Source organism: Microbacterium oxydans, from assembly GCF_000956405.1.
Classification (GTDB): Bacteria; Actinomycetota; Actinomycetes; order Actinomycetales; family Microbacteriaceae; genus Microbacterium; species Microbacterium oxydans_C.
The window spans coordinates 1-24,070 of sequence record NZ_JYIV01000024.1 but is presented as its reverse complement, the minus strand read 5'-3'; the positions used below and the strand labels follow the sequence as shown (position 1 = coordinate 24,070).

The following is a 24,070-nucleotide window of genomic DNA, read 5'->3' as shown; positions in this document are numbered from 1 at the left end:
TGACCTCCTGATTCTAGGAGGCGCAGGGAAGGAGAACCCTGAAGACGCGTAGAGTGACGGCCGTGTCCGACACCCCCGCACCTCACCCAGACCCTCTCCGCACCTCCGCGCTCGCCGCTGATCTCGATGCCGCCGACTTCCGGTCCGCGCCCCTGCGCCGGCTGTGGGGCGAGGAAGCTGACGATGCCCTCGCTCGGGGGATGCGCGAGCCGATCCTGCGAGCCATCGCCGAGGACTCCGGAGTCCTGGCCACCCTCGGCCGTCTGCTGGTGCTCGGCATGAGCCAGCCGCGAACGGCGGCCGCTGCCGCACTGCCGAACCTCGGGGTCGACGGACTCGTAGCCCTCGGCCTCGCCACCGCGGATGCCGAGACAGTGACCCCGACCGACCTGCTGCGTCCGCAGTCGTTCGTGGATGCAGAGGGCGTCGGCGAGTGGTGGATCGCGAGCGACCTCGACGAAGTCGCGCTCGACGGCGCTCTCCCCGCCGATCATGTGCTCGGCGTCGGCGGAGCCTCGCGCACCCTGGCCGAGACGATCGTGCCCATCCAGGTCGATCGGGCGCTCGACCTGGGTACCGGATGCGGGATCCAGGCGCTGCTCGTCGCACGTCGCGCCGGGACCGTCATCGCGACGGACATCTCGGTCAGAGCCCTGGCGTTCGCTGAGCTCAACGCCCGGATCAACGGGGTGACCAACATCGAGTTCCGACACGGCAGCATGTTCGAGCCGGTCGCGGGTGAGGCGTTCGATCTGATCGTCTCCAGTCCGCCGTTCGTCATCACCCCGCGGGCAGAGGGTGTGCCCGCCTACGAGTACCGAGACGGCGGACTGGTGGGTGATGCCCTCGTCGAGCAGTTCGTGCGGAGCGCCCCAGCGCATCTGACGCAGAACGGCATCGCGCAGCTGCTCGGCAACTGGGAGTCGCGGGCAGGGGTCACCGGTCTCGCCCGGCTGGAGGCGTGGGTGCCGAGCGAGCTCGACCTGTGGGTCGTCGAAAGGGAGGAGCTGTCGCCGCTGGGGTATGCGGAGCTGTGGATCCGGGACGGCGGAACCACCCCGCGTGACCCGGCATTCACTCCGTTGCTGACGGCCTGGCTCGACGACTTCGCCGCCCGCGGCGTGACCTCGATCGGCTTCGGCTACGTGCTGATGCGTCGAGGTCTGTCGTCCCCTCCGTTCCGGCGCACGGAGCGGATCTCCCAGCAGGTGTCGAACGTCGGCGCCGCCCTGGCGACCGGGCTGGCCGCGCACGACGCGCTCGCCGAGCGGAGCCCCGCGACCCTGTTGACGGCGCCCGATGTCACCGAGGCCCGCCATCTGCTGCCCGGCAACGACGACCCCAGTGTCATCGAGCTGCGGCAGGGCGGTGGGTTCGCCCGGACGGTGAACGTGGATCCCGCGCTCGCCGGATTCGTGGGGGCGTGCGACGGAGACCTCACCGTGGTGCAGATCGTCTCAGCCCTCGCCGAGCTCTTCGAGGTGCCTCTGGCGGACCTCTGGGCCGAGCTCGAACCCCGCATCCGGTCGCTCGTGCTCGACGGCATCCTGGTGCCCGGGGAATAGTCGCGGTTTCCATGCGTTGGAATAGATCATGAAGGCTTTCGGATTCCTCTCCTTCGGGCACTATGCGGATGTGCCCGGCTCAGCGACCCGTACGGCGGGCGACATGCTGAAGCAGACCATCGAGATCGCCGAGGGTGCGGACGAGGTCGGTGTGAACGGCGCCTACGTGCGCGTGCATCACTGGGCACGTCAGGCCGCCTCGCCGATGCCCCTGCTGACCGCCATGGCCGCGCGCACGAAGCGCATCGAGGTCGGGACGGGCGTGATCGACATGCGCTACGAGAACCCGTTCCAGTTCGCCGAGGAGGCCGCCGCCCTCGACCTGATCTCCGACGGCCGCATCGCCCTCGGCGTGAGCCGTGGTTCACCCGAGACCGCCCTGCGCGGCTACGAGACCTTCGGGTACGTCGACGAGGAGGACACCGAACGGGGCAGCGTGATCGCCCGGGAGAAGTTCGACCTGTTCCTCCGTGCGATCGACGGCGAAGGCGTCGCGCCGGGAGACCCCCGCATGGTGGGTGCCGGCCGTTATCTCGCGATCGAGCCGCAGTCCCCGACGCTGCGTGATCACATCTGGTGGGGATCCGGCTCGCGCCCGACGGCGATCGAGACCGGCCGCAAGGGACTCAACATGATGAGCTCGACCCTGGTGACCGAGGCCACAGGGCAGCCGTTCCACGAGTTGCAGCGCGAGCAGATCGACCTCTTCCGTTCGGCTTACAAGGAAGCAGGGCACACGGGCACGCCGCGCGTCTCCGTGAGCCGCAGCGTGTTCCCCCTGGTGTCCGACATGGACCGGGCCTACTTCGGCCTGCGCAGCGAGGAGAACGCCGACCAGATCGGGATCATCGACGGGTTCCGTTCCACGTTCGGCAAGACCTACGCCGCAGAGCCCGACGTGCTCATCGAACAGCTCCGACAGGACGAGGCGGTGATGGCGGCCGACACCCTGATGCTGACCATCCCGAACCAGCTCGGCCCCGAGTACAACCTGCACGTGCTGGAGTCGTTCGCGAAGCATGTGGCGCCCGCGCTCGGGTGGAAGCCGAACACGGAAGGGCCTGTCCAGGGCGATCCGGTCTGAGTAGATCGCAACTTCTTGCCACGGGCCGCTTGACACGAGTTGCTTGACAAGGAGCGTTGGAGCACTGACGCTGGGGAGGCTGCGCCGATCGACGCAGCCTCCCTTCACGCCTCCGGAGGCAGACATGACCCGTGTTCGCGTCGATCTCAATATCTCGCTCGACGGCTTCGCCACGACGACCGACCAGACCCCGGAGAACCCCTTCGGTGAGGACTGGGGCCGGTTGACGGCGGCGTACACGGCCACGCGAACGTTTCACGAGCGGGTCTTCCTCGACACCAGCGGGGCGGGGACGACAGGCGTGGACGAGAAGTACGCCGCGCACTACTTCGAGAACATCGGCGCCGAGATCATGGGCGCCGGGATGTTCGGGCTGCACGCCAACCGGGATGACCCGGACTGGCGCGGCTGGTGGGGGGAAGAGCCACCGTTCCAGGCCCCGGTGTTCGTACTGACCCACACTCCGCGTCCGTCGATCGAGTTCGCCAACGGCACGAGTTTCCACTTCCTCTCGGCATCTCCCGAAGAGGCGTTGCGGAGAGCGGTCGAGGCGGCGGCCGGCGCAGACGTGAGGATCGGGGGAGGAGCGAGCACCGTGCGCGAGTATCTGCGCGCGGGACTCGTCGACGACCTGCACGTCGGCATCACCCCGATCCTGATCGGCAGCGGGATCCGACTCTGGGACGACCTGCGCGGCCTCGAGTCCGGCTACCGCGTCACCTCGGAGGTCGCGGAATCGGGCGTGACACACATCACCTTCTCCCGCGAGGGCTGATCCTGCCGCAAGGATGTCGGTGACGTGCGGGTGGTCCCGTGGCGGGCTCAGCTGCCCGTGGGCGGCCCGAACAGCTCTTCGCCGTGCTCATGCAGCAGCTTGTAGGCGTCCGCGAAGGTCTCCGGTTCCGGCTCGCCCGGCTTCCCGTAGCGCGCGAGGAGCAGGCCGAGCAGTCCGCGTGTGGGCGGGGTGAGCGGCTTCAGCTGATCCTTCTCACCGGGCTGGGGTGCCGTGTCCTCAGGGTTCGGAGGCGTGTAGGCGGGCGTGGTCACCGGCCAGTCGGACGGGTGCCGGGGTTTGTCGAGGTTGACGACGTTCAGGAGCGTGTTCGCCGACGCGTCCCGGTCGTTGAGCGGCTGGAGTCCGTGCAAGCGCGAGAGCGTGGCGGTCACTGAGCCGTGATGCATCTCGTCGTGGATGATGCTGCCCCGCTTCGTGTAGGCCGACACGGCGATGGCCGGCACGCGGCATCCGAGTCGATCGAACGTGAAGCCCATCTCGCCCGGCCCCGTCTCGGGGGTGGGCTTCGTCACGGCGGGCGGCGGCACATGGTCGTAGCAGCCGCCGTGTTCGTCGAACGTGATCAGCAGGAGGGTGTTGACGGCGTTCGACCCCTTCGGGGAGGCACTCGTGCGCACCGCCTCGTAGATGTCGTGGATCAGCCGGTCGCCGGCTCGCACGTCCGAGATCGCGCTGTCGTACACGGGTTCGCCGTCGACCTCGCTCTCCCGCGGCGACCCGAACGGCGGATGGAAGTCGTTGTGGTCGTAGACCATCCGCGGCTCGATGAACGCGTAGGCGGGGAGGGTGCCGTTCTTCGCGTCGGCGTAGAAGTCCTCCATCGTGCCGAAGTGCTCCGTGCGCCAGTACTTCTCCAGCACTGCCGCATGCAGCATGCCGGTGAACGAGACGAGTTGGAGCTTGTCGATGTAGATCTTCCAGCTGACCTTCTCGTCTTCGAGCCGGTTGAACACCGTGGGCGCGGCCGGCGCATCCAGCCACTTCCGATAGCCGCCGCCCGCCTGATTGGTCACGAATCCGTGAGACGTGGAGGCGTGGAAGAACGAGCGGTTGCAGAACGTCTGCGATGGCACTCCGGCATACCAGTGGTCGAACACCGCGAACTCCGCGGCGAGCGTCGACAGCACGGGCAGCATCTCGGGCGAGAACGAGCCCATGATGTGCGCCGCCTCTGCGGGCTTCGGGTCGACGCCCTTGCGCAGTCGCCGGAAGTTGATGATGTAGTCCTCGAGAAAGCCCGACATCGTGGCCTTCTCGCCGTGCGTGGGGGCGTTGAAGGGCGCGGTCATCTCGTCGACGAAGAGGTCGGCGTTGGTCTTCGGGTCGACCGTGCCGAAGATCTGGGTGTTGACGTGCGGATACTCCTCGCCCGGATCCGGGTCGGGAAGGCTCATGATCCGGTCGGTGTCGCCCTGGTACACGTGCGCATCGACGACCGTGCCGTCGGACGAGGTGTTGCTGTACGAGCCGAAGTCGAGCCCCTCGAAGGTCTCGCCCTGCGGCAGGGTCTGCTTCGAGTAGAGGTAGCCGAGCAGGTTGTCGAACGAGCGGTTCTCGCCCATCACGACCACGAGGTGGTCGAAGCCCGGCTCGCTCCGCGGTGTCAGGGCGGCGAAGGGATCGGCGTCGGTGGCGAATCCGTCACGTGCATTGCCCGCGACCGACGCCCCGATGGCGGCCCCGCCTGCACCCCCGACCACGGCGCCCGCGAGAGCGGCTCCACCGACCTTGAAGAATCCCCGGCGGGAGGCATCGCGGGGAGCATCGGGGCTGGAGGATTCGTCTTCGGCCATGCCGCGATCCTACGACCGTGCGGTGGCGGCCGCAGGACGACTAGGCGGCGGCGATCCAGAGCACGGCGCCGTCGCGCCAGCCGAGGCCGGCCGTGCCCTCGGGGATCGGCTCCTCGTGCCGCGGGCGGACGACGCGCATGCGCGTGCCCGCGAGCTCCACGATGTAGACGATGTCGGCCCCGCGGTAGACATGCGCGACCACCTCGACGCTCACCGGGGCATCCGCACCCACGACGGGGGAGAGGCGCAGGTCCTCCTGACGGAGCACGATTTCGCCTGCTCCGTCGGGACCCGCGCCGGTCATCGGCACCCGGATGGCGGTGCCGTCGAGCGTTGCCACCGCTCCGGACCGGGTCGCCGGAAGCAGGTTCGCCGCACCGATGAAGTCCGCTGCGAAGGGAGTGCGGGGAGCGCCGTAGAGCTCGGCCGGAGCGCCCTCCTGCTCGATCACGCCGGCGTTCATGAGCACGATGCGGTCGGAGAGGCTCATCGCCTCCTCCTGGTCGTGCGTGACGAACACGGTCGTGAGTCCGAGCGTGCGGTGCAGTTCCTTGAGCTCGACCTGCATGTCCTCGCGCAGACGCGCATCGAGGTTGGACAGCGGTTCGTCGAGAAGCAGCACGCGCGGCTCGAACGCGATGGCACGGGCCAGGGCCACGCGCTGCTGCTGTCCGCCCGACAGCTGCGCGGGCATCCGATCGGCGAGGTGGCTCATCTGCACGCGCTCCAGCGCGCGGACGGCGAGCTCCTTCTGCTCGGCCTTCGACTTCTCGCCCGACATCCGCAGCCCGAAGCGCACATTCTCGGCGACGCTCATGTGCGGGAACAGCGCATAGCTCTGGAACATCATGCCGAGGTGCCGCTTCTCGGGCGGGAGCTTGGTCACATCCTGCCCCGCGATCTCGATCGTGCCGCTCGTCGGCGACTCGAGGCCGGCGATGCAGCGCAGCAGCGTCGTCTTCCCACACCCGGAGGGGCCGAGCAGAGACACGAACTCTCCGGACCGCATGGAGAGGTCGATGCCCTTGAGCACCTTCGTCCCCTTGAAGTCCTTGGTGAGTGAGGTGATGGTGAGTGTTGTCATCAGACGAACAACCTTCCCAAGCCGATGATGCGTTCGAGGACGATCATGAGGACGACGGTGAGCAGGACCATCAGAGTCGAGACGGCCGCCACGGTGGGCGACGTGCTGAACTCCAGCTGGCCGTAGATGGCGATGGGCAGCGTCTCCAGCTGCGGGGTGCGCAGGAAGAGGGCGATGACCGCATCGTCGAACGAGATGTTGAAGGCGAAGAACGCACCGGCCGCGATGCCGGGGCGGGCGATGGGGAGCACCACGAGCCGGTAGCGGTTCCACGTGCTGGCACCCAGGGTGCGCGCTGCCTCCTCCGTGAAGTGGTCGGCCCTGGTCATCACGCCCGTGACGGTGCGCATGACGTAGGGGATCGCGATCACGACATGGATCGCGATCAGCACACCGACGTTCGGTGCCCCGATCGTGAGCGAGGAGATGGACAGTGCCCCGATCGCGAGGATGATCGTGGGGATGGTCAGCGGCGACATCAGCAGGCCCTGGATGGCGGCACCGCCGGGGACCTTGAAACGAGTGAGCGCGAGCGCGGCCGCGGTGCCGATCGAGGCGGCGACGATCGCGACCGTGATGCCGACCAGCAGGCTCAGCCGGAACGGCTCGAGGTAGGTGTCGGAGGTGAGCGCCTCGACGTACCAGTCGAGCGTGAATCCCTGACCGGGGAAGGTCAGGAAGCGGTTCTCCCCGATGGAGGCGCCGGCGACCACCATGAGCGGCACGAGCATGTAAAGCGTCACCACGACGCCGAGGATGATGGCGAGGATCCTGCCGAGGACTGGAACGGAACGGACCATGGTCACACCTTCTGCTTCCCGAGTCGGGACGTGGCCGCGAGCACGAGCATGACACCGGCGAACAGCAGCACCGCCTGAGCGGCCGCGAACGACCAGTCGAGATTCGTGGTCGCATCGATGTAGATCGTCTGGGCGAACACCGGGATCTGCGCTCCGCCGATGAAGCGCGGGGTGATGAACGAGCTCACCGAGAGCACGAACACGAGCGAGGCGCCGGCCACGATGCCGGGGATCGCGAGGGGCAGGACGACGTGCCACAGCGTGCGCCAGAATCCGGCGCCGAGCGTGCGGGCGGCCTCTTCGAGCTGCGGGCGGATACCCGAGATCACGCCGAGGATGCTGAGCACGGCGAACGGCAGGAGCACCTGCACCATCGCGATCACGACGCCGGTCTCGGTGCCGAGGAAGCCTTGCGTCCCGCCGACGAGGAGCTCGGCCCCGGGGATCTTCATCAGCAACCCGGACGGGCCCATCAGCACGACCCAGCCGAACGTGCGGACCACGACGCTGGTCATGAGGGGGAGGATGACGACGATCAGCAGGAACGAGCGCACCTTCGAGCCGGCGCGTGCCATGACGTAGGACAGGGGGATGGCGATGATCAGCGTGATCACCGTCTGCATCACCCCCAGGCGGAGCGAACGCAGCGCCGCCTGGAGGTGATACTCACTCGTGAACAACCGGGTGAAGTTGTCGAGGGTGAACCCGCCTGCCGACGACTGCACGCTCATCAGGAGCATGCCGGCCACCGGGGTGATGAAGGCGAGCGCGAGCAGCACGATCGCCGGCAGGAGCAGGAGCCAGGGCTCCCTACGGGTTCGCACACTCATTTGGTGATCAGCGCATTCCACTCATCGGTCCAGGCCGGTCGCGAAGCCGCGACGTCGCCCGGAGCGTAGACGACGACCGTCTCGAGCTCGTCGCCCGTCAGCACGTTGTCAGCGGCGTCGTCGGAGAGCTCGGTCTTGGTGTTGACCGGCGAGTACCGCATGTTCTCCGCGAAGACGGCCTGCGCTTCGGGGCGCAGCTCGAAATCGATGAAGAGCTTCGCGAGGTCGGGGTTGTCCCGGCCCTCGACCACGTTCGCCGTGATGAGAGAGGCGGTGACGCCCTCTTCCGGGACGATGAACTCTACCGGAAGGCCCGCATCCTGCAGCGTGCCGGCGTAGTCCATCGCGTACGGTGCGAGCCACGTGTCGCGCTGTGCGAACGCGGTCTGCAGATCCGGCGAGGTGGGCACGACGATCGCGTCTCCGGACGACGCCAGCGCGCCCAGGTCGGTGATCGCCTGCGAGGTGTCGTCGATCCCGCCGCCGAGTGCGTCCGCGACCCGGAGCATCGACAGCACTCCGTACGTGTTCGAGAAGTCCGTGAGCGCGATGTGACCGGCGTAGGCGTCGTCGAACAGGTCGAGCCAGGACGTGGGCGCGGGGGCGTCCGCCTCGGTGTTGTAGACGAGTCCGATCGGCGCGAGCTGGATGACCGGGCCTTCACCGCGCTCGAGTCCGGCGGTCGCCAGGTCGATCAGATCGTCGGTCTCGGAGAGCTCGTCGGCCGCGATCGGGGCGATGAGCCCCTGCTGCGCGGCGGTGAACTCCTGCCCACCGGAGAAGTGCACGACATCGATCTGCGGGCTCGCCTTCTGGGCGGTGACCTGGGCGAGGGCGTCTGCGCTGTACAGCGTGATCAGTTCGACCTTGGCGCCGGTCTCCTCCTCGAAGGGATCGACGACGGCCTCGATGAAGGCCTTCTCCCAGTCGCCGCCGAACGACGTGACGATGATGGTCTCGCCGGCGAACTCCTTGTCGCCGCCTGACGCTGCGGTGTCGTCACCGGTCGAGCAACCGGCGAGGACGAGGGCGCCGGTGGCGACGAGCGCTCCGGCGGTGAGGATTCTTCGGGTATTCATGCACTGCTCCTTCGGGATGGGTCCAGCACTGAGTTGGGCGCCTTAGACCAGGCGTCCGATGGTGAGCTGCTTCGCTCCGTCGATGCGGGTGGCCGCGCTCTCCTTGGCGAACTCGGCGAGTCCTTCGGTGATGCCGCCCCAGATGTTGACGGGTGTCCATCCGAGCGGGCCGAGAGTACGGGCACCACGATCGTAGAAGACGCCGATCTCGTACCACTCGAACGGCAGGCCGCCCATCTGCATGGGACGCTGCCAGTACCACTGCAGGTCACCCGGCGCGGGCACGACCTGCTGGTTCTCGAACGGCACCTTCTCGGGGTCGAAGTTCTGCGCCTCCTCGGGAAGGCCGACCATGACCTCGGGTCCGGCGTACATGGCGTGCATCGCCTGCATGGTGACCGGCTTCTCCAGCGCACCCCACATGGCCTCGCACGTGCGAGGGGCGAGATCCTCGAACAGGGTGGCGACGGCGCGGACGCCGTTTTCGTACTCGAGGAAGACCTGCTTGGTCATCGTGTTCCTTTCTCTGCTGCGGGGTGTTCCGCTGCTCTTTCACGGGCGGCCGAGACGAACGCCGCGAACAGCGGCATCTCCTCTGCGGCCTCGTCGGGGGCGATCATCTTCTCGGGGTGCCACTGCACCGCCCAGAACGGCCACTCGCCATCGGACTCCACTGCTTCGACGATCCCGTCCGGGGCCCAGGCGACGGGGCGGAGGCCGGGCGCGGGGGTGTCGACCGCCTGGTGGTGGATGGTGTTCACGGTCCGCTGGCGGGTGCCGTACAGGGTGGCGAGGCGGCTGTCCTCGGTGAGGAGGATCGGATGCCTGGCCGCGAGCTGCTGATCGGCTCCGCGCATCGGCTCGTGGTGCTCCGTGGTGGGGATGTCGACGACGAGCGTCCCGCCGAACGCGACGTTGCTCACCTGGAGGCCGCGGCAGATCGCCAGCACGGGGATCCCCCGGCGCCTGGCACCGAGTGCGAGCGCGATCTCATAGCCGTCGCGGGAGGGATCGTAGTTCTTCCCTTCCTGCGGCTCGGCCCCGTAGCGGGAGGGGTGCACGTCTTCGCCGCCGGAGAGCACGAGCCCGTCGAGACGGTCGAGCACCTCGTCGACGCCCGCCGTGGGAGGGAGCAGCACGACCGCACCGCCGGCCGCCTCGACGGGCGCGGCGTACTCGGTGCCGAGGGTGTGGGCCGGACGTCCGCTGCCCAGATCGGTGTCGATGGAGCGGCGCCACGTGGTGATGCCGATGAGGGGGCGGATCATGAGAGCTCGATCCAGGTGGTCTTCAGATCGGTGAACTTCTCGAGGGCGTGCAGGCTCTTGTCGCGTCCGAAGCCCGATCCCTTCACGCCGCCGAAGGGGATCGTCATGTCGCCCTCCTCGAAGCAGTTGACCCAGACCACGCCGGCCCGGAGTCGCCGCGAGAGGGCGTGGACGGCGTTCAGATCGGTGCTCCACAGCGCCGCCGCAAGACCGAACTCGGTGCCGTTGGCGATCTCGAGCGCGTGTTCCACGTCGTCGTACGAGATCACGGAGAGCACAGGGCCGAAGACCTCGCGCTGTGCCACCTCGTGCTGGGGAGTGACACCGAGCACGACGGGTGCGAAGTAGCTGCCGCCGTCGACGGCCTGGAATCGCTCGGCGGTTCCCGCGGCGAGCTCGGCGCCCTCGGCTTCGGCGCGCTCGACGAAGCCGGCGATGCCCGCGAGCTGCCTCTCGCTCACGATCGCGCCCATCGAGGTGGACACGTCGAACGGGTCTGCGGGAAGGCTCGTGCGGGCGACCTCGGCGGCGATCTCCAGGGCGCGGTCGCGCTGGGAACGCGGCACCAACAGCCGAGAGGATGCCGTGCACATCTGCCCCTGGTTGTAGAAGCAGCCGTCCGCGGTGGCGCGGACGGCGCGCTCCAGGTCGGCATCCGGCAGCACCAGGCTCGCAGTCTTGCCGCCCAGCTCCGGCCAGACGCGCTTGCCGTTCGATGCGGCCGAGTAACCGAGGAACATACGGCCGACCTCGGGTGAGCCCGTGAAGGTGACGACGTCGACGTCGTGGTGCTCGCCGAGTGCGCGACCGGCGACCTGGCCGGTGCCCGGTGTGACGTTGAGCACCCCGGCGGGGATTCCGGCCTCGTGGGCGAGCTCGGCCAGGCGGAGCGCGGAGAAGGTGGTGTGCTCCGCCGGCTTGAGCACCACGCTGTTGCCGACGGCGAGTGCGGGCGCGAGCTTCCAGGCGGTCATGGTGAGGGGGAAGTTCCACGGCACGACCGCCGCGACGACGCCTGCCGGTTCCCGGGTGACCAGCGCGAGGCTGTTCGGGGCGGTGACCGGGATCTCGTCGAGCACCTTGTCGACCGCCTCGCCGTACCAGCGGAAGCAGTTGACGACGGCACGGAGCTCGGTCTGCAGCGCCTCGCGCACGGGCTTGCCCATCTCCAGCGAGATCGTGAGGGCGAGTTCTTCGGCGTTGTCGTGGATCTTCTGCGCAAAGGCGATCAGCAGCTGTCCGCGTTCCCTGGGCGCGATGCGCGACCAGACGCCGGAATCGAAGGCCGCCCGTGCCGAGCGGACGGCGCGGTCGACGTCGGAGGCCGATGCGGTGCTGATCGGCGGAAGGGCACGACCGTCACGGGGGCTCACCGGAATCAGAGGCGCGGCAGAGCCCTCCTCCCACGCGCCGTCGATGAACATGCGCGTGCGCAGGGGCAGCGTCGCTGCGCGATCCGCCCAGTCGTCTCCAGTAGCCGTGAACACAGTCGTCCTCTCCAGGGGTGATGGCCCTGGAGAGGATACTTGCTCTATTTCGCCACTAGGTCAAGCTATTAAGAACGATCTCGCCATTTCGTTACACGCCAGTAACAGAATCAGACTACAAACGGATGGCTCCGGTGGGCACGTCGTTGGCCAGCGCTTCGGGCGCCTCATCCACGATCAGCGACCCGCGCAGCACCGGGGTGATGACCACCAGCGACTCCACGACCTCGAGCCCCTCATGCCCTGCCACGGCCGGCCCCGTGAGGAAGTCGTAGAACTCATCGGCATCCTTCACGAGCACGTTGGCGAGCAGCTGCGATGTACCCGTGGTCGCGGCGATGAACTTGACCTCGGGCGCGGCAGCCAGAGCCGTGCCCACCTTCTCGAGGCGCGCCATCGGCACCCGAAGCCACACGAGCGCCTCGAGGCCCAGTCCGAACAGACTCGGCACGACCTCGGTGCGCGGATGCATGAGGCCTCGACGGCTCAAGGACTCCATGCGACGCCGCGTGGTCGTCACGTTCAGCCCCAGGGAGCGGGCGAGCTGAGCCACCGGCATCCGCCCGTCCTTGAGCAGCAGTCGGATGAGGGCCTCCTCATCCTCGCTCAGGGAATCGGCGGGATCGACCTCGGAGCCGGAGGACTCGTCGAGCATGCGGGCCTGCTCGTCGGTGAGAACCCCTGCACGCCAGTCGTGCCCCGATCGGAAGAACTTCAGCACCGTCGTGACGTTGATCGAGTCGATGCCCTCGAGCTCGGGGAAGTCGGTGAACAGCAGCTCGCGGATCGAGGCATCGTCGTGGGGGAGGAGCATCCCGGCGATGTCACTGCTGCCCTCGAGCACGGAGACCGATGAGGCGTCCGCGCGCCGGGCCAGGGTGCGCGCGACCTGCCACAGCGCATGCGGTTCGGTCGTGATGCGGAAGAGCACCGCGCGGGCGTGCAGCACCCTGGCGGGGTCGACGTACGTGGAGACCCGCACCAGCCCGCGGTCGAGCAGCCGCTGCCCTCGACGCGCGACCGTGCGCTCGGGCAGATCGACCACGCGGGCGATCTCGCCCCACGACGCACGGCCGTTCACCTGTAGAGCCGCGGCGACGATCCGATCGGTCTCGTCGGCCATCACATCATTCGCGGGCACGTGCTCTCCTTCACCGGGGACTCGGTGGAAGGCTATCTCAGTCGGCGCTACCGGGGTGCGGGCTCGGTGCTGGGGGCTGGGTTAGGTCGTCGCTGGGGAGGCCGGTGCGAAAACGGAGACCATCCGTGCGGCGCAGGGCGTGTCGCGGAGCGACGCGCCGGATGCAAGCCCATGAATCTGGGTTTTCGCCTGGGTCGCGTGCGGGAGAGTGGGCGCCGCCCGGGGTCGGGGCGACGCCCACTCTCGGATCACTCCGCCTCGGTCGTCTCCACCGTGGCGTGCCGGCGACGACGGCGCATCGCGAACAGGCCGAGGCCCGCCGCGAGGAGCACGACGGCAGCGGCGACGTACGGCAGGCTGTCGGCTCCCGTGGTGGCGAGGTCGCCGCCCGCTGAGCCGCCGTTACCCGCGGAGCCGCCGTTGCCCGGCGCCACAGCTCCGCCACCGGACGCGGCCGTGACGCTGAGTGCCGCGGTGACCTCGGTGCCGTCGGGCAGGATCACCGCGAGCGTGTGCGCGCCGGCTGGGGTGTTCGCCGGGATGGTCACGGTGCGCTGGAACGAGCCGTCCGCACCGGCGGTCGCCGTGCCCAGCTGCACCGGGTCCGAACGCAGCTCGAGCCGAAGCTGAGCTCCCTCCGCGAAGCCGCTGCCCGACACCGTGACCGTGCCGCCTGCCTGCACGGATGCCGTGCCGAGCTCGACCTTCGCCGGAGCCTCGGGCTCGGGCGTGATCGGAGGCGTGACACCGGCCTCGGTGACCCACTTCTCGCCCGCATCCGACTTGGTCACCGTGAACGTGTCGTAGACCGCGCCGACGGGAAGGGTGGTCGTGGCGTCCGGCTGCTTCTCTGCGAGGTACGAGCGGTAGACGAGCTGGTTCTTCGAGACGTCGATCACCTGGTACGTCGTCACGCCCTGACCGCGCAGCACCTGGGTGGCGCCGTTGTTGGTCCAGACGTTCTTCTCGGGCGTCTCCAGGTCGTAGTGCTTCGCGCCGGAGTTCGAGACGACGTAGACCGGACCCGTGGTGAGGCCGGGGGTCTCGGTCGCATCCGTGTTCACGTATCCGCGCGCGTACGTGTGGTCGTGGCCCATGAGCACCAGGTCGATGTCGTTGCGCTGGAAGACCGGCAGCCACTCGGCGCGGAGCACCGGCTCATCGCGCCCGGACGACGCGGAGAACACGGGCTGGTGGAAGGTGACGACGTTCCACTTCGACGGGCTGTTCTGCAGCAGCAGGTCGAGCCAGGCGCCCTGGAAGCGGGTCCACAGGGTGCCGATCTGCGACGCGGGGCACTCCGCGCCCGTGCAGGACGGGAGGCCGCCCGGGGTGAGGAACGTCGTGTCGCGGGTCGCGTTCAGGGTGATGAAGCGCACGCCCTGGTAGTCGGTGTAGTACGCGGTCTCGGCGGCGAAAGAGCTCCAGTGGTCGAAGAACGCGCGGTACTGCTGCGCGACGGCGGAGTCGCCCTTCGCGAGGTTCGCGAGCTCGCCGATCGAGCTGGTCGACGGGTTGTTGTGCGGGTACTCGAACGCGGCCTTCCATGCCGTGAGCAGCTTGTCGCCCGAGTATTCGTGGTTGCCGGGAGCGGCCATCACGTTGGTGCGCACGGCCGAATCCTTCATGCCCTTGAACCAGTTGACCCACTCGTTCTCGTTGCTCGACGTGTTGATCAGGTCGCCCGCGTGCACGGAGCCGATCGAGCGGGGAGCCTGCGCCTCGGCCTGCTTCACGACGCTCGGCCACGTGGTGTCGAGGCCGATCTGGGCGTCGCCGTAGTAGATGAACTGGAAGTCTGTGGCTGACGGGTCCGCGGTGCGGAAGGTGAACCAGTCGCTCCAGCTGCCGGGGAGACCGACGCGGTATCGGTACTCGGTCGCTGCCGTGAGTCCCGTGACCGTCGCCGAGAAATGCTTGTTCGGGTTGCCGTTCACGACACCCGCGTCGTAGGCGTCGACCGTGCGGGTCTCTCCGCCCGCCGACGGGGCGATCTCGACCTGCCCGACCGTGTGCGAGGCGTCACCGGCGAGCCAGGAGAACGACTGCGAGACGGCCGACTGCTCCGTGGGGGTGAGGATGACGCGCGTCGGGGGCGCGACGACGGGGGTGCCGGGGGCTGAGGCCTTGACGAGGGTCAGCGACGACATGTCGAAGAAGATGTCCGAGCTCGACGCCCGGTCCTGGAAGAGCGATACCGCGATCGTGTTGGTGCCGTCGTGCAGCAGAGTGCCCTCGGCGCTGAACGAGCTCGTGAGCGGGTCACCGTTGCCGTCGCCGGCGTACTCGACGTTCGCGGTGTCGGTGATCCTGCCGTCGACGTAGCGGGCCACCTCCTGGCCGTTGATCCAGACGATGAGGGCGTCGTCGTAGGTGACGGTGCTCTGCAGGGCGGCGACCTGCTCCGCGACACCGGCCTCGAGCTCGAACGTCGTGCGGAAGAAGTAGGTCGGCACGGTCGGGGCCGCCGTGCCGTCGAGGTAGTGGTTCAGCAGGGTCTTGGGCGTCTGGGGCCCGACCGGGGCGAGCTTCCCGCCCTTGGCGCCGAACGAGCCCGGAGCCGTCTTCCACGCGCTGTCGTCGTAGGCGGGCAATGTCCAGTCGCGGAGGGCTGCGGGTGCGGGAGACGGGTCGGAGCCGTCGTCGAGGTAGTGCCAGGCGGTGTCGCCGGTGATCAGCGAGCCCGTCGGCACTTCGGGGTCGGGGGCGGCAAGGGCCGCGGGGGCGACGACGGCGCCGCCGAGCAGGGCGAGGAGCGCGACGGATGTCAGTCCGCGACGCCGCCACCGCACCGCAGGGGTGGGGGAGGTCATGTCAGTCCTTCGAGGTGGGGTTTCCGTGCTCAGCCGCACGGGGCGCCTCCACCCCATCGAAGCGGGATGACCGGCGTCTGACCTCACGGCGACAGGAGGGTGAACTCCGCGACCGATGCGTGCTGGGCCGAAACGGAGACCAACTGTGCGGGGAGCGGCGTGTCGAGGGGCGGCGCGCCGGGGCGCGGGCGGTTGGTCTGGGTTTCGGCAGAAGAGATTGCAGAAGAGTTGGCAGAAGAGGTGGCAGCCCCGGCGCGGACGGCCGCCCCGCTACGCTGGAACCCATGCTCAACATGGCTGACGGCCTCGCTCGTCTCGGTGCGCTCGCCGAGAATCCGGTCGTCCGCACCCTGGCGACGGCCTTCGAGGAGGCGGGCTTCGACCTCGCGGTCGTCGGCGGTCCGGTGCGCGATGCCCTGCTCGGCCGCGACACGCATGACCTCGATTTCACGACGAACGCGTCCCCCGACGAGATCCTGGCCATCGTCACGCCCATCTCGACCGCGCAGTGGGACATCGGTCGCGCGTTCGGCACGATCGGCGCGCGCGTGCAGCGGGAACAGGTCGAGATCACGACCTATCGCGCGGACAGCTATGACGGTGTGACCCGAAAGCCGACCGTGGAGTTCGGTGACACCATCGACGGCGACCTCGTGCGCCGCGACTTCACCGTGAACGCCATGGCGCTGCAGGTGCCGTCCGTGAAGCTGGTCGACCCGACCGGCGGGGTGGAAGACCTCATCGCGGGTGTCCTGCGCACGCCGGCCGATCCCCGGGTGTCGTTCGGCGACGACCCGCTCCGGATGCTGCGGGGCGCCCGCTTCAGCGCCCAGCTCGGCTTCCAGGTCGAGGACGCGACGGCCGCGGCGATCACCGAGCTGCGCGAGACGCTGAAGATCGTCAGCCCCGAGCGCATCCAGTCCGAGCTGGTGCGCCTCATGCAGACCGACGACCCGGTGCGCGGGATTCGCGTGCTGGTAGACACCGGTCTGATCGACGAGTTCCTCCCCGAGGTCACCGAGCTGCGCCTCGAAGTCGACGAGCACCACCACCACAAGGATGTCTACGAGCACTCGCTGACCGTACTCGCCCAGGCCATCGAGCTCGAGCACTCCCGTCACCCCGGGGCTGCTCCGGATGTGCCGCTGCGCATCGCCGCACTGCTGCACGACATCGGCAAGCCCCGCACGCGCAAGCTCGAGGCCGGGGGAGTCGTCACGTTCCACCACCACGACGTCGTGGGCTCGCGCATGGCGCGCAAACGGCTGCAGGCGCTGCGCTTCGACACCGAGACCACGAACGCCGTCGCCACGCTCATCGAGCTGCACCTGCGCTTCTTCGGCTACGCCGAGGGGGCGTGGACGGACGCCGCCGTGCGTCGCTACGTGCGCGACGCCGGCGACCTGCTGGAACGCCTGCACATCCTCACCCGCGCGGATGTGACCACCCGGAACAAGCGCAAGGCGGGCCGTCTCGCGAGCGCCTACGACGACATCGAGTCTCGCATCGCCGCGCTCCGCGAGCAGGAGGAGCTCGATGCGATCCGTCCGGAGCTCGACGGCAATCGCATCCAGCAGGTGCTCGGGATCGCACCGGGGCGCGAGGTCGGCGAGGCCTATCGGTTCCTGCTCGACCTGCGCCTGGACGAGGGCGTGCTCGGGGCGGACGTCGCCGAGCAGCGCCTGCGCGAGTGGTGGGCTGCGCGCGACTGATCGCGCACGTCACCGCACTGCGGTGGCTCAGACCAGGGGCGAGGTCACGACCGCTGCACTGTCCGACGGCAGCGTCACGAGTGAGTCCTCCCGACGGAACCCCGACGTGGACAGCAGCACTCTGGTTCGGGCTCCTACATCGAACCCCTGCGACGTCGACGCGAGGTTGACCAACACGGAGAGGTCTCCGCGGTCGATGCGGTACACCCTCCGTTCGGGCGTGCCGTCGGTCTCTCGAACCTCCACCGCGGTGTGCGTGGAGTCGGGGTCGGTGAGGGCGGGGCACTGTTTCCGCAGCATCACGAGGTCGCGATACAGAGCCAGCATCCGCGCGTGCTGTGGGTCATCGAGCTCGCTCCAGTCGAGGTGGGAGCGCGCGAACGTGTCGGGGTCCTGCGGATCGGGCACCGCGTCGCGGTCCCATCCCATCCGCGCGAACTCGGCGGTCCGCCCCTCCGCGACGGCGCGGCCCAGCTCGGGTTCGGGGTGCGAGGTGAAGAACTGCCACGGCGTGGACGCACCCCACTCCTCGCCCATGAACAGCATCGGAGTGCCGGGGGCGGTGAGGGTCAGGACCGCGGCGACGGCCAGGCGATCCGGGGAGAGGGTGGCGGAGAGGCGGTCGCCTGCCGCGCGGTTGCCCACCTGGTCGTGGTCCTGTGCGAAGGTCACGAGTCGCCAGGTCGGCACGTCGGGTGGGATCGGCGCACCGTGGGGATGTCCGCGGAAGGACGAGAACGTGCCGTCATGGAAGAAACCGTGCTCGGTCACCTTCACCAGAGCGTTCTCGGCGGCGAAGTCGGCGTAGTAGCCGGTGGTCTCACCCGTCAGTGCGACATGCACGGCGTGGTGCCAGTCGTCGGACCACTGCGCGGTCAGACCGTAGCCACCGGCCTCACGAGGCAGGATGAGCGTCGGATCGTTGAGGTCGGACTCGGCGATCAGGGAGAGCGGACGATCCAGCAGCACCGACAGCGCGTCGACCCGCTCGGTGAGTTCGCGGAGGATGTGCACCGGTCCTTGATCATGCAGCGCGTGCACGGCATCGAGGCGCAGCCCGTCGACGTGGAAGTCCCGCAACCACATCACGGCATTGGCGAGGATGTACTCCCGCACGGCAGGTTCGTCGAGGTTGACGGAGTCGCCCCACGCAGTGCTTTCGCCCTCGCGGAGATAGGGGCCGAACAACGGCAGGTAGTTTCCGCTCGGACCGAGATGGTTGTAGACCACGTCCTGCATCACGGCGAGCCCGTGCGCGTGCGCGGCGTCCACGAAGCGCTGGTACGCGGCGGGACCCCCGTACTCCTCATGCACCGCGTACCAGAGCACTCCGTCGTAGCCCCAGTTCCAGGGTCCATTGAAGGCGTTGACCGGAAGCAGCTCGACGTGAGTCACTCCCAGCTCCACCAGGTGCGGCAGCCGAGTGATCGCGGCGTCGAGCGTGCCCTCCGGTGTGAACGTGCCGAGGTGCAGCTCGTAGACCAGACCTCCGGCGAGCGGCCTTCCCGCCCATCCCGCATCGGTCCAGGTGAAGTCGCCGACGTCGAACGCCGCCGAGGCCCCGTGCACACCGTCGGGCTGTCGGCGAGAGCGCGGATCCGGCCGCAGTTCAGGGTCGTCGTCGAGGAGGAAGCCGTAGCGCTCGCCGGATTCCGGTTCGTCGGCGGCGCGCCACCATCCGTCCGACGCCGGTTCGAGGTCGGTCTGCGTGGTGTTGCCGTGTCGAGGGGTACGCCGCAGCTGCACCCTGCTCGCCTTGGGAGCCCAGACCTCGATCACCGCCACCCCTCGATCATCGCCACCCCGCTGTCACGGTCATCCTCGCCGTCACGCCACCCACGCCGTCACCGACAGCTCATCGAGCGAGTTCGAGCAGAGCCACCGGATACGTGTCCAAGAGTTCGGCCATCCGAACCGGTCCCGGTCCGATGCGTCGACCGGTCAGCAGGTCGGTAGCGGGGATGTCGGGACGCATCATGACAGTGTCGCCCCATCCACCGCGACGCGCCAGACCCATCGGGAGACGTGTGGCCACGGAGGTGACCCCTCCGCGGTGAGCCGCGACGGCGTGGTCCGACGCCTCGCCCTCGACGACTGCCGGACGGTAGAAACGGAACAGCTCGGGGTTGTCGCGACGCGCCCGCAGCGCTCGCGACGTGACGAGCAGCTTCGCCCGTGCCGAGTCGTCGATGGCAGGGAGGATGCCCCGCGCGACGTCGGCATCGAGCTCCGCGAGCATCCGCCTCCGCAGCTCGAAGTCGACAGGTCGACGGTTGTCGGGGTCGACGAGGGAGAGGTCCCACAGCTCCGTGCCCTGATACACGTCGGGGACGCCGGGCGCCGTGAGCTGCAGCAGTTTCGCGGAGAGCGAGTTGGAGCGGCCGGACGCCAGGATCTCGCCCACGAAGCGGTCCAGGATCGGTGCGGCCCGGTTTTCGAGTGCCTGCGCGATCGTCGCGACGCCCTCCTCGAACCGCGCATCCGGATGCTGCCAGGTCGTGGCTTCCGCCGCCTCCCGCGCCGCCTTGGTCGCATAGGCGAGGAACCGCTCGGACGAGAGGGGCCACGCTCCGACCGCCGCCTGCCACAGCAGGGCATCCAGCGGACCGTGGCCCGTGGTCGCGACCGTGCGGAGTTCAGCCAGCACCTCGGCCCAGCGCTCGGGGATCTCGGAGAGGACCGAGAGTCGGGCGCGCACATCCTCCGAGCGCTTCGTGTCGTGCGTCGACAGCGTCGTCATCGAGTGCGGCCAGGCGGCGAGCCTGGCGTTCTGCAGTCGATGGAAGTCGTCGACCGTCACCGCGGGGATCGCGGGGTCGGCACCCACCTCGGTGAGCGTTCCCAGCCGGGTGAGGCGGTAGAAGGCGGTGTCCTCGACGCCCTTCGCCATCACCGCCCCGCTCACCTGCGGAAAACGCTGCGCGACCTCGAGGTGCGGGTCGGACAGCAACGGCTCGAGCTCCGCGAAGGTCGCCGCGAGGTCGGGACGGCGCCGGCGGGCATCCGTGAACGCGGTGCGCAAGTGCTCGCGCCCCTCGGGGAGATAGGAGCGATACACCGGGAAGCACGCCACGAGTTCTGCCAGGGCGTCGTCGGCGTGCACGATCCCGTGGGGGAGCGTGCGCACGAGCCGGCGCACCTCAGCCTGCAGCAGCCCGTCGGCGATCATGCGCTTCGTGTCGTGGATCAGGTCCGGCCACGCAGGGGCGGCCGGGAGTCCGGTCTCCGCTCGCAGTCTCTCGTCGAGCCTGTCGAGGGCGTCGACTCCCGCACGGTCGACGAACAGCCGATCGATGTCCGCGAGAGCGTCATACCCGGTCGTCCCGTCGGTGCGCCACCACGCGGGCAGGGCCTCGCCCGGCTCGAGGATCTTCTCCACCAGCGTGTACGCCCGCCCCGTCGCATCGGCCAAGCGCTCCAGGTACCCGGTCGGGTCGACGAGGCCGTCCGGGTGATCGACCCGCAGTCCGTCTGCGAGCCCTTCGCGGATCCATCGGATGATCTCGCGGTGGGACTCCGCGAAGACGTCCGGCAGCTCGACTCGGAGGCCGGCGAGCTCGGAGACGGCGAAGAACCGGCGGTAGTTGAGGTCGGTGTTCTGCTCCTCCCAGTAGCGGAGGTCGTAGTGCTGGGCGGCCAGCAGCGCGGGAAGGTCGTCGGCCAGCTGCGCGGTGTCGGGGGCGAGAGGCAAGACGTGCTCGAAGTACGTCAGCACCCCGTCCGGCGCATCCGGTGCCGGGGTCGTGTCGACGGTGAACTGGTGCTCGGCGATCGCCTGTTCCGTCGAGGAGCCCAGGATCGGCAGCACCAGCCGTCCGCCGTCGGCTGCCCAGTCGATGTCGAAGGCTGCAGCGACACGGGTCTCCCTTCCCAGACGCAGCACCTCCCACCACCAGGCGTTCTGGCGTGGGCTGCCGACTCCCATGTGGTTGGGCACGATGTCGGCGAGGATCCCGAGCCCTGCGGCCCTGGCAGCGGCGGCGAAACTCGCGAGTCCTTCCTCGCCTCCGCGCTCGGGGTCGACGCGTCCGTGGTCGACCACGTCGTATCCGTGGTTCGAGCCGCTCACCGCTGTGAGCAGGGGGGAGAGGTATGCCCAGGAGACGCCGAGGTCGGCGAGGTAGTCGGTCACCCCGGCCGCGGCGTCCAGCGGGAAGTCGGCGGTGATCTGCAATCGATAGGTGGAGAGCGGACGCAGGGTCACGACGACGCCTGCCCGCTCTGGGCGCGGAGGGAGGCGTCGACCGAGTCGTCGGCGGATTCCGGCACGCCATCGACCTCCTGCAGCACGAGTGTCGACTTGCCGTCCAGCGGCACACCGTCGCCCGGCTGCAGCGTGCGATCGCCGGCCAGCTCACCCGCGGTGTCGACCACGATCCGCCATTGCGCACCGTGGCGCTCGTCGGGGATGACCAGGTCGATCGGCTCGTCGCCGCTGTTGAAGAAGACGAGGAAGTTCACGTCCGTGACGGGGCGCCCTCGCGAATCGTTCTCGCGGATGCCCTGTCCGTTGAGGAACATGCCGACGGAGCGTCCGAATCCGGAATCCCAGTCCTCCGGTGCCATCGGCCGACCATCGGGGCGCAGCCAGACGACGTCGGGGATGCGGTCGTCGTCGGACCGGCCGGGGCGACCGTCGAAGAAGCGGCTGCGGCGGAAGGTGGGATGCTCGCGGCGGAGTCGGGCCACGGCGGCGGTGAACTCGACGAGAGGCAGGTCGGCCGCCTCCCAGTCGATCCAGGTGAGCTCGTTGTCCTGCGCGTAGCCGTTGTTGTTGCCGTGCTGCGTGCGGCCGAGCTCGTCGCCGTGGGAGATCATCGGCACGCCCTGCGAGAGCAGCAGCGTGGCGAGGAAGTTCCGCTGCTGACGCGCGCGGCGCCGGTTGATGTCGATGTCGTCGGTCGGTCCCTCCGCGCCCATGTTGTCGGAGCGGTTGTGGGATTCGCCGTCGTTGTTGTCCTCGCCGTTCGCCTCGTTGTGCTTCTCGTTGTACGAGACGAGGTCGCGCAGGGTGAAGCCGTCGTGCGCGGTGACGAAGTTGATCGAGGCGACGGGTCGTCGGCCGGAGTGCTCGTACAGGTCGGCGGACCCGGTGAGACGGGAGGCGAACTCGCCGAGCGCCTGCGGCTCGCCGCGCCAGAAGTCGCGCACGGTGTCACGGTACTTGCCGTTCCACTCCGTCCACTGCGGAGGGAAGTTGCCCACCTGATAGCCGCCGGGTCCGATGTCCCACGGCTCGGCGATGAGCTTCACCTGCGAGACGATCGGATCCTGCTGCACGAGCTCGAAGAACGCCGCGAGGCGGTCGACGTCGTAGAACTCGCGGGCGAGGGTCGCCGCGAGGTCGAAGCGGAAGCCGTCGACGTGCATCTCGGTCACCCAGTAGCGCAGCGAGTCCATGAGCAGCTGCAGGGCGTGCGGATTGCCCGCGTTCAGGCTGTTGCCCGTGCCGGTGTAGTCCGTGTAGTAGCGCTTGTCCTCTTCGAGCCGGTAGTACGCCTCGTTGTCGATACCGCGCATCGAGAGCGTCGGACCGAGATGGTTGCCCTCCGCGGTGTGGTTGTAGACCACGTCGAGGATCACTTCGATCCCGGCCTCGTGCAGGGTGCGCACCATCGCCCGGAACTCCTGCACCTGCTGGCCGTGCTCGCCCGTGGCGGAGTAGGTGTTGTGCGGGGCGAAGAAACCCAGGGTGTTGTATCCCCAGTAGTTCGACAGCCCCTTCTCCTCGAGCACGGAGTCGTCGACGAACTGGTGCACGGGCATGAGCTCCAGCGCCGTGATGCCGAGGCGCTGGAGATGCTCGACCACGGCGGGGTGCGCGATGCCGGCGTAGGTGCCTCGGAGCTCTTCGGGGATGTCGGGGTGTCGCTGGGTGAGGCCCTTGACATGCGCCTCGTAGATCACGGTCTGGGCGTAGGGGGTCTTCAGCGGTCGATCGCCCGCCCATTCGAAGAACGGGTTGACCACCACGCTCTTGACCATCGCGGCCGCGGAGTCTTCGTCGTTGCGCGAGTCGGGGTCGCCGAAGTCATAGCCGAAGAGGGGCTGGCCCCAGTCCATCCGCCCGGCGACGGCCTTGGCATACGGGTCGAGCAGCAGCTTGTTCGCGTTGAACCGCTGCCCCTGGGCGGGGTCGTACGGTCCGTGCACGCGGTAGCCGTACAGCTGCCCCGGCTGCACCGTGGGGAGGTAGCCGTGCCAGACGAACGCGTCCACCTCGGTGAGCGGCACGCGGGTCTCCGTGCCGTCCTCGTCGAACAGGCACAGCTCGACGCGCTCGGCGCCCTCGCTGAAGAGGGCGAAGTTCGTCCCCTGACCGTCGAAGGTCGCTCCGAGCGGATATGCGGTTCCCGGCCAGATCTCGCCGCTCATCCGGCGAGGGGGTGGGTGCGGGTGCCGGCTGCCATGGCATCGACGATACTCACTGCGCGTTCGAAATCGTAGACCTGCGCGATCTCCACCGAGCGAGGATACGGGTGGCCCAGATAGCAGACGAAGAGCGGTGGCACGACGTCGATGTAGCCGACCGGATCGTCGTGACTGACGACGTAGCGGTCGAAGCCGACGCGCTCGCACACGGCTTCGACGGCGGGCCGGTGCAGGGGGGTGTCGGCG

The 24,070-nt window shown here is 68.8% G+C and carries 18 protein-coding genes; 4 read left to right on the top strand and 14 right to left on the bottom strand.

Going from position 1 to position 24,070, the window contains the following annotated elements; all coding sequences use genetic code 11:
- Positions 1 to 53 precede the first annotated feature (53 nt).
- The 3 genes from RN51_RS07910 to RN51_RS07900 all read left to right on the top strand — a co-directional run bounded on the left by RN51_RS07910 (position 54) and on the right by RN51_RS07900 (position 3,424).
- Positions 54 to 1,565 (top strand): DUF7059 domain-containing protein, encoded by a 1,512-nt coding sequence (locus RN51_RS07910; RefSeq protein ID WP_197073208.1) that lies wholly within the window; start codon positions 54 to 56, stop codon positions 1,563 to 1,565.
- 28 nt (positions 1,566 to 1,593) lie between these two features.
- A complete protein-coding gene (locus tag RN51_RS07905) occupies positions 1,594 to 2,649 on the top strand; it encodes an LLM class flavin-dependent oxidoreductase (protein ID WP_045263513.1) in 1,056 nt (351 codons plus the stop codon).
- Between the two features lie 124 nt (positions 2,650 to 2,773).
- Positions 2,774 to 3,424: a dihydrofolate reductase family protein gene (locus tag RN51_RS07900; RefSeq protein ID WP_045263512.1), complete on the top strand. Its 651-nt coding sequence runs from the start codon at positions 2,774 to 2,776 to the stop codon at positions 3,422 to 3,424.
- Positions 3,425 to 3,471: 47 nt separating this feature from the next.
- On the opposite strand, the gene RN51_RS07895 is transcribed toward RN51_RS07900, so the two are convergent.
- The 10 genes from RN51_RS07895 to RN51_RS07850 all read right to left on the bottom strand — a co-directional run bounded on the left by RN51_RS07895 (position 3,472) and on the right by RN51_RS07850 (position 15,740).
- Complete coding sequence (locus RN51_RS07895) at positions 3,472 to 5,238, bottom strand: alkaline phosphatase family protein (protein ID WP_045263511.1); 1,767 nt, start codon at positions 5,236 to 5,238, stop codon at positions 3,472 to 3,474.
- A gap of 40 nt (positions 5,239 to 5,278) precedes the next feature.
- The gene (locus RN51_RS07890; protein ID WP_045263510.1) at positions 5,279 to 6,322 is read right to left on the bottom strand and encodes an ABC transporter ATP-binding protein; all 1,044 of its coding nucleotides are present in this window, start codon (positions 6,320 to 6,322) and stop codon (positions 5,279 to 5,281) included.
- Complete coding sequence (locus tag RN51_RS07885; RefSeq protein ID WP_045263509.1) at positions 6,322 to 7,122, bottom strand: ABC transporter permease; 801 nt, start codon at positions 7,120 to 7,122, stop codon at positions 6,322 to 6,324. The genes RN51_RS07890 and RN51_RS07885 overlap by 1 nt, the downstream gene beginning before the upstream one ends.
- Before the next feature lie 2 nt (positions 7,123 to 7,124).
- Positions 7,125 to 7,952 carry an ABC transporter permease gene (locus RN51_RS07880; protein WP_045263508.1) on the bottom strand — a complete coding sequence of 276 codons (828 nt, stop codon included), beginning with the start codon at positions 7,950 to 7,952 and terminating at the stop codon, positions 7,125 to 7,127.
- Positions 7,949 to 9,031: an extracellular solute-binding protein gene (locus RN51_RS07875; RefSeq protein ID WP_045263507.1), complete on the bottom strand. Its 1,083-nt coding sequence runs from the start codon at positions 9,029 to 9,031 to the stop codon at positions 7,949 to 7,951. Before RN51_RS07875 ends, RN51_RS07880 begins: the two co-directional genes overlap by 4 nt.
- A gap of 42 nt (positions 9,032 to 9,073) precedes the next feature.
- Entirely contained in the window at positions 9,074 to 9,544 is a 471-nt protein-coding gene (locus tag RN51_RS07870; RefSeq protein ID WP_045263506.1) for a DUF3830 family protein, read from the bottom strand.
- The gene (locus tag RN51_RS07865; protein ID WP_045263505.1) at positions 9,541 to 10,299 is read right to left on the bottom strand and encodes a gamma-glutamyl-gamma-aminobutyrate hydrolase family protein; all 759 of its coding nucleotides are present in this window, start codon (positions 10,297 to 10,299) and stop codon (positions 9,541 to 9,543) included. The genes RN51_RS07870 and RN51_RS07865 overlap by 4 nt, the downstream gene beginning before the upstream one ends.
- Complete coding sequence (locus RN51_RS07860) at positions 10,296 to 11,786, bottom strand: aldehyde dehydrogenase family protein (RefSeq protein ID WP_045263504.1); 1,491 nt, start codon at positions 11,784 to 11,786, stop codon at positions 10,296 to 10,298. The genes RN51_RS07865 and RN51_RS07860 overlap by 4 nt, the downstream gene beginning before the upstream one ends.
- Positions 11,787 to 11,901: 115 nt before the next feature.
- A complete protein-coding gene (locus RN51_RS07855; RefSeq protein ID WP_045263503.1) occupies positions 11,902 to 12,927 on the bottom strand; it encodes an Lrp/AsnC family transcriptional regulator in 1,026 nt (341 codons plus the stop codon).
- Between the two features lie 248 nt (positions 12,928 to 13,175).
- Complete coding sequence (locus tag RN51_RS07850) at positions 13,176 to 15,740, bottom strand: purple acid phosphatase family protein (RefSeq protein WP_045263502.1); 2,565 nt, start codon at positions 15,738 to 15,740, stop codon at positions 13,176 to 13,178.
- Positions 15,741 to 16,024: 284 nt separating this feature from the next.
- Between RN51_RS07850 and RN51_RS07845 the strand changes: the two genes are divergently transcribed.
- A complete protein-coding gene (locus RN51_RS07845; RefSeq protein WP_045263501.1) occupies positions 16,025 to 17,452 on the top strand; it encodes a CCA tRNA nucleotidyltransferase in 1,428 nt (475 codons plus the stop codon).
- A gap of 27 nt (positions 17,453 to 17,479) precedes the next feature.
- Here the strand turns inward: RN51_RS07845 and treZ are convergent, their stop codons facing one another.
- The 4 genes from treZ to RN51_RS18520 form a co-directional block, all read right to left on the bottom strand.
- On the bottom strand, positions 17,480 to 19,231 hold the full coding sequence (gene treZ, locus RN51_RS07840; protein WP_045263637.1) for a malto-oligosyltrehalose trehalohydrolase: 1,752 nt from the start codon (positions 19,229 to 19,231) through the stop codon (positions 17,480 to 17,482).
- 76 nt (positions 19,232 to 19,307) lie between these two features.
- Positions 19,308 to 21,656 (bottom strand): malto-oligosyltrehalose synthase, encoded by a 2,349-nt coding sequence (treY, locus tag RN51_RS07835; RefSeq protein ID WP_045263500.1) that lies wholly within the window; start codon positions 21,654 to 21,656, stop codon positions 19,308 to 19,310.
- Complete coding sequence (glgX, locus tag RN51_RS07830) at positions 21,653 to 23,827, bottom strand: glycogen debranching protein GlgX (RefSeq protein ID WP_045263499.1); 2,175 nt, start codon at positions 23,825 to 23,827, stop codon at positions 21,653 to 21,655. The genes treY and glgX overlap by 4 nt, the downstream gene beginning before the upstream one ends.
- A partial coding sequence (locus RN51_RS18520) for a hypothetical protein (RefSeq protein WP_045263498.1) occupies positions 23,824 to 24,070 on the bottom strand: 247 nt, incomplete at its 5' end. The genes RN51_RS18520 and glgX, both read right to left, overlap by 4 nt.

Coding starts and splice junctions, on each gene's coding strand:
- RN51_RS07905 (WP_045263513.1), top strand. CDS start 1,594: ATGAAGGCTTTCGGATTCCTCTCCTTCGGGCACTATGCGGATGTGCCC.
- RN51_RS07900 (WP_045263512.1), top strand. CDS start 2,774: ATGACCCGTGTTCGCGTCGATCTCAATATCTCGCTCGACGGCTTCGCC.
- RN51_RS07895 (WP_045263511.1), bottom strand. CDS start 5,238: ATGGCCGAAGACGAATCCTCCAGCCCCGATGCTCCCCGCGATGCCTCC.
- RN51_RS07890 (WP_045263510.1), bottom strand. CDS start 6,322: ATGACAACACTCACCATCACCTCACTCACCAAGGACTTCAAGGGGACG.
- RN51_RS07885 (WP_045263509.1), bottom strand. CDS start 7,122: ATGGTCCGTTCCGTTCCAGTCCTCGGCAGGATCCTCGCCATCATCCTC.
- RN51_RS07880 (WP_045263508.1), bottom strand. CDS start 7,952: ATGAGTGTGCGAACCCGTAGGGAGCCCTGGCTCCTGCTCCTGCCGGCG.
- RN51_RS07875 (WP_045263507.1), bottom strand. CDS start 9,031: ATGAATACCCGAAGAATCCTCACCGCCGGAGCGCTCGTCGCCACCGGC.
- RN51_RS07870 (WP_045263506.1), bottom strand. CDS start 9,544: ATGACCAAGCAGGTCTTCCTCGAGTACGAAAACGGCGTCCGCGCCGTC.
- RN51_RS07865 (WP_045263505.1), bottom strand. CDS start 10,299: ATGATCCGCCCCCTCATCGGCATCACCACGTGGCGCCGCTCCATCGAC.
- RN51_RS07850 (WP_045263502.1), bottom strand. CDS start 15,740: ATGACCTCCCCCACCCCTGCGGTGCGGTGGCGGCGTCGCGGACTGACA.
- RN51_RS07845 (WP_045263501.1), top strand. CDS start 16,025: ATGCTCAACATGGCTGACGGCCTCGCTCGTCTCGGTGCGCTCGCCGAG.
- glgX (WP_045263499.1), bottom strand. CDS start 23,827: ATGAGCGGCGAGATCTGGCCGGGAACCGCATATCCGCTCGGAGCGACC.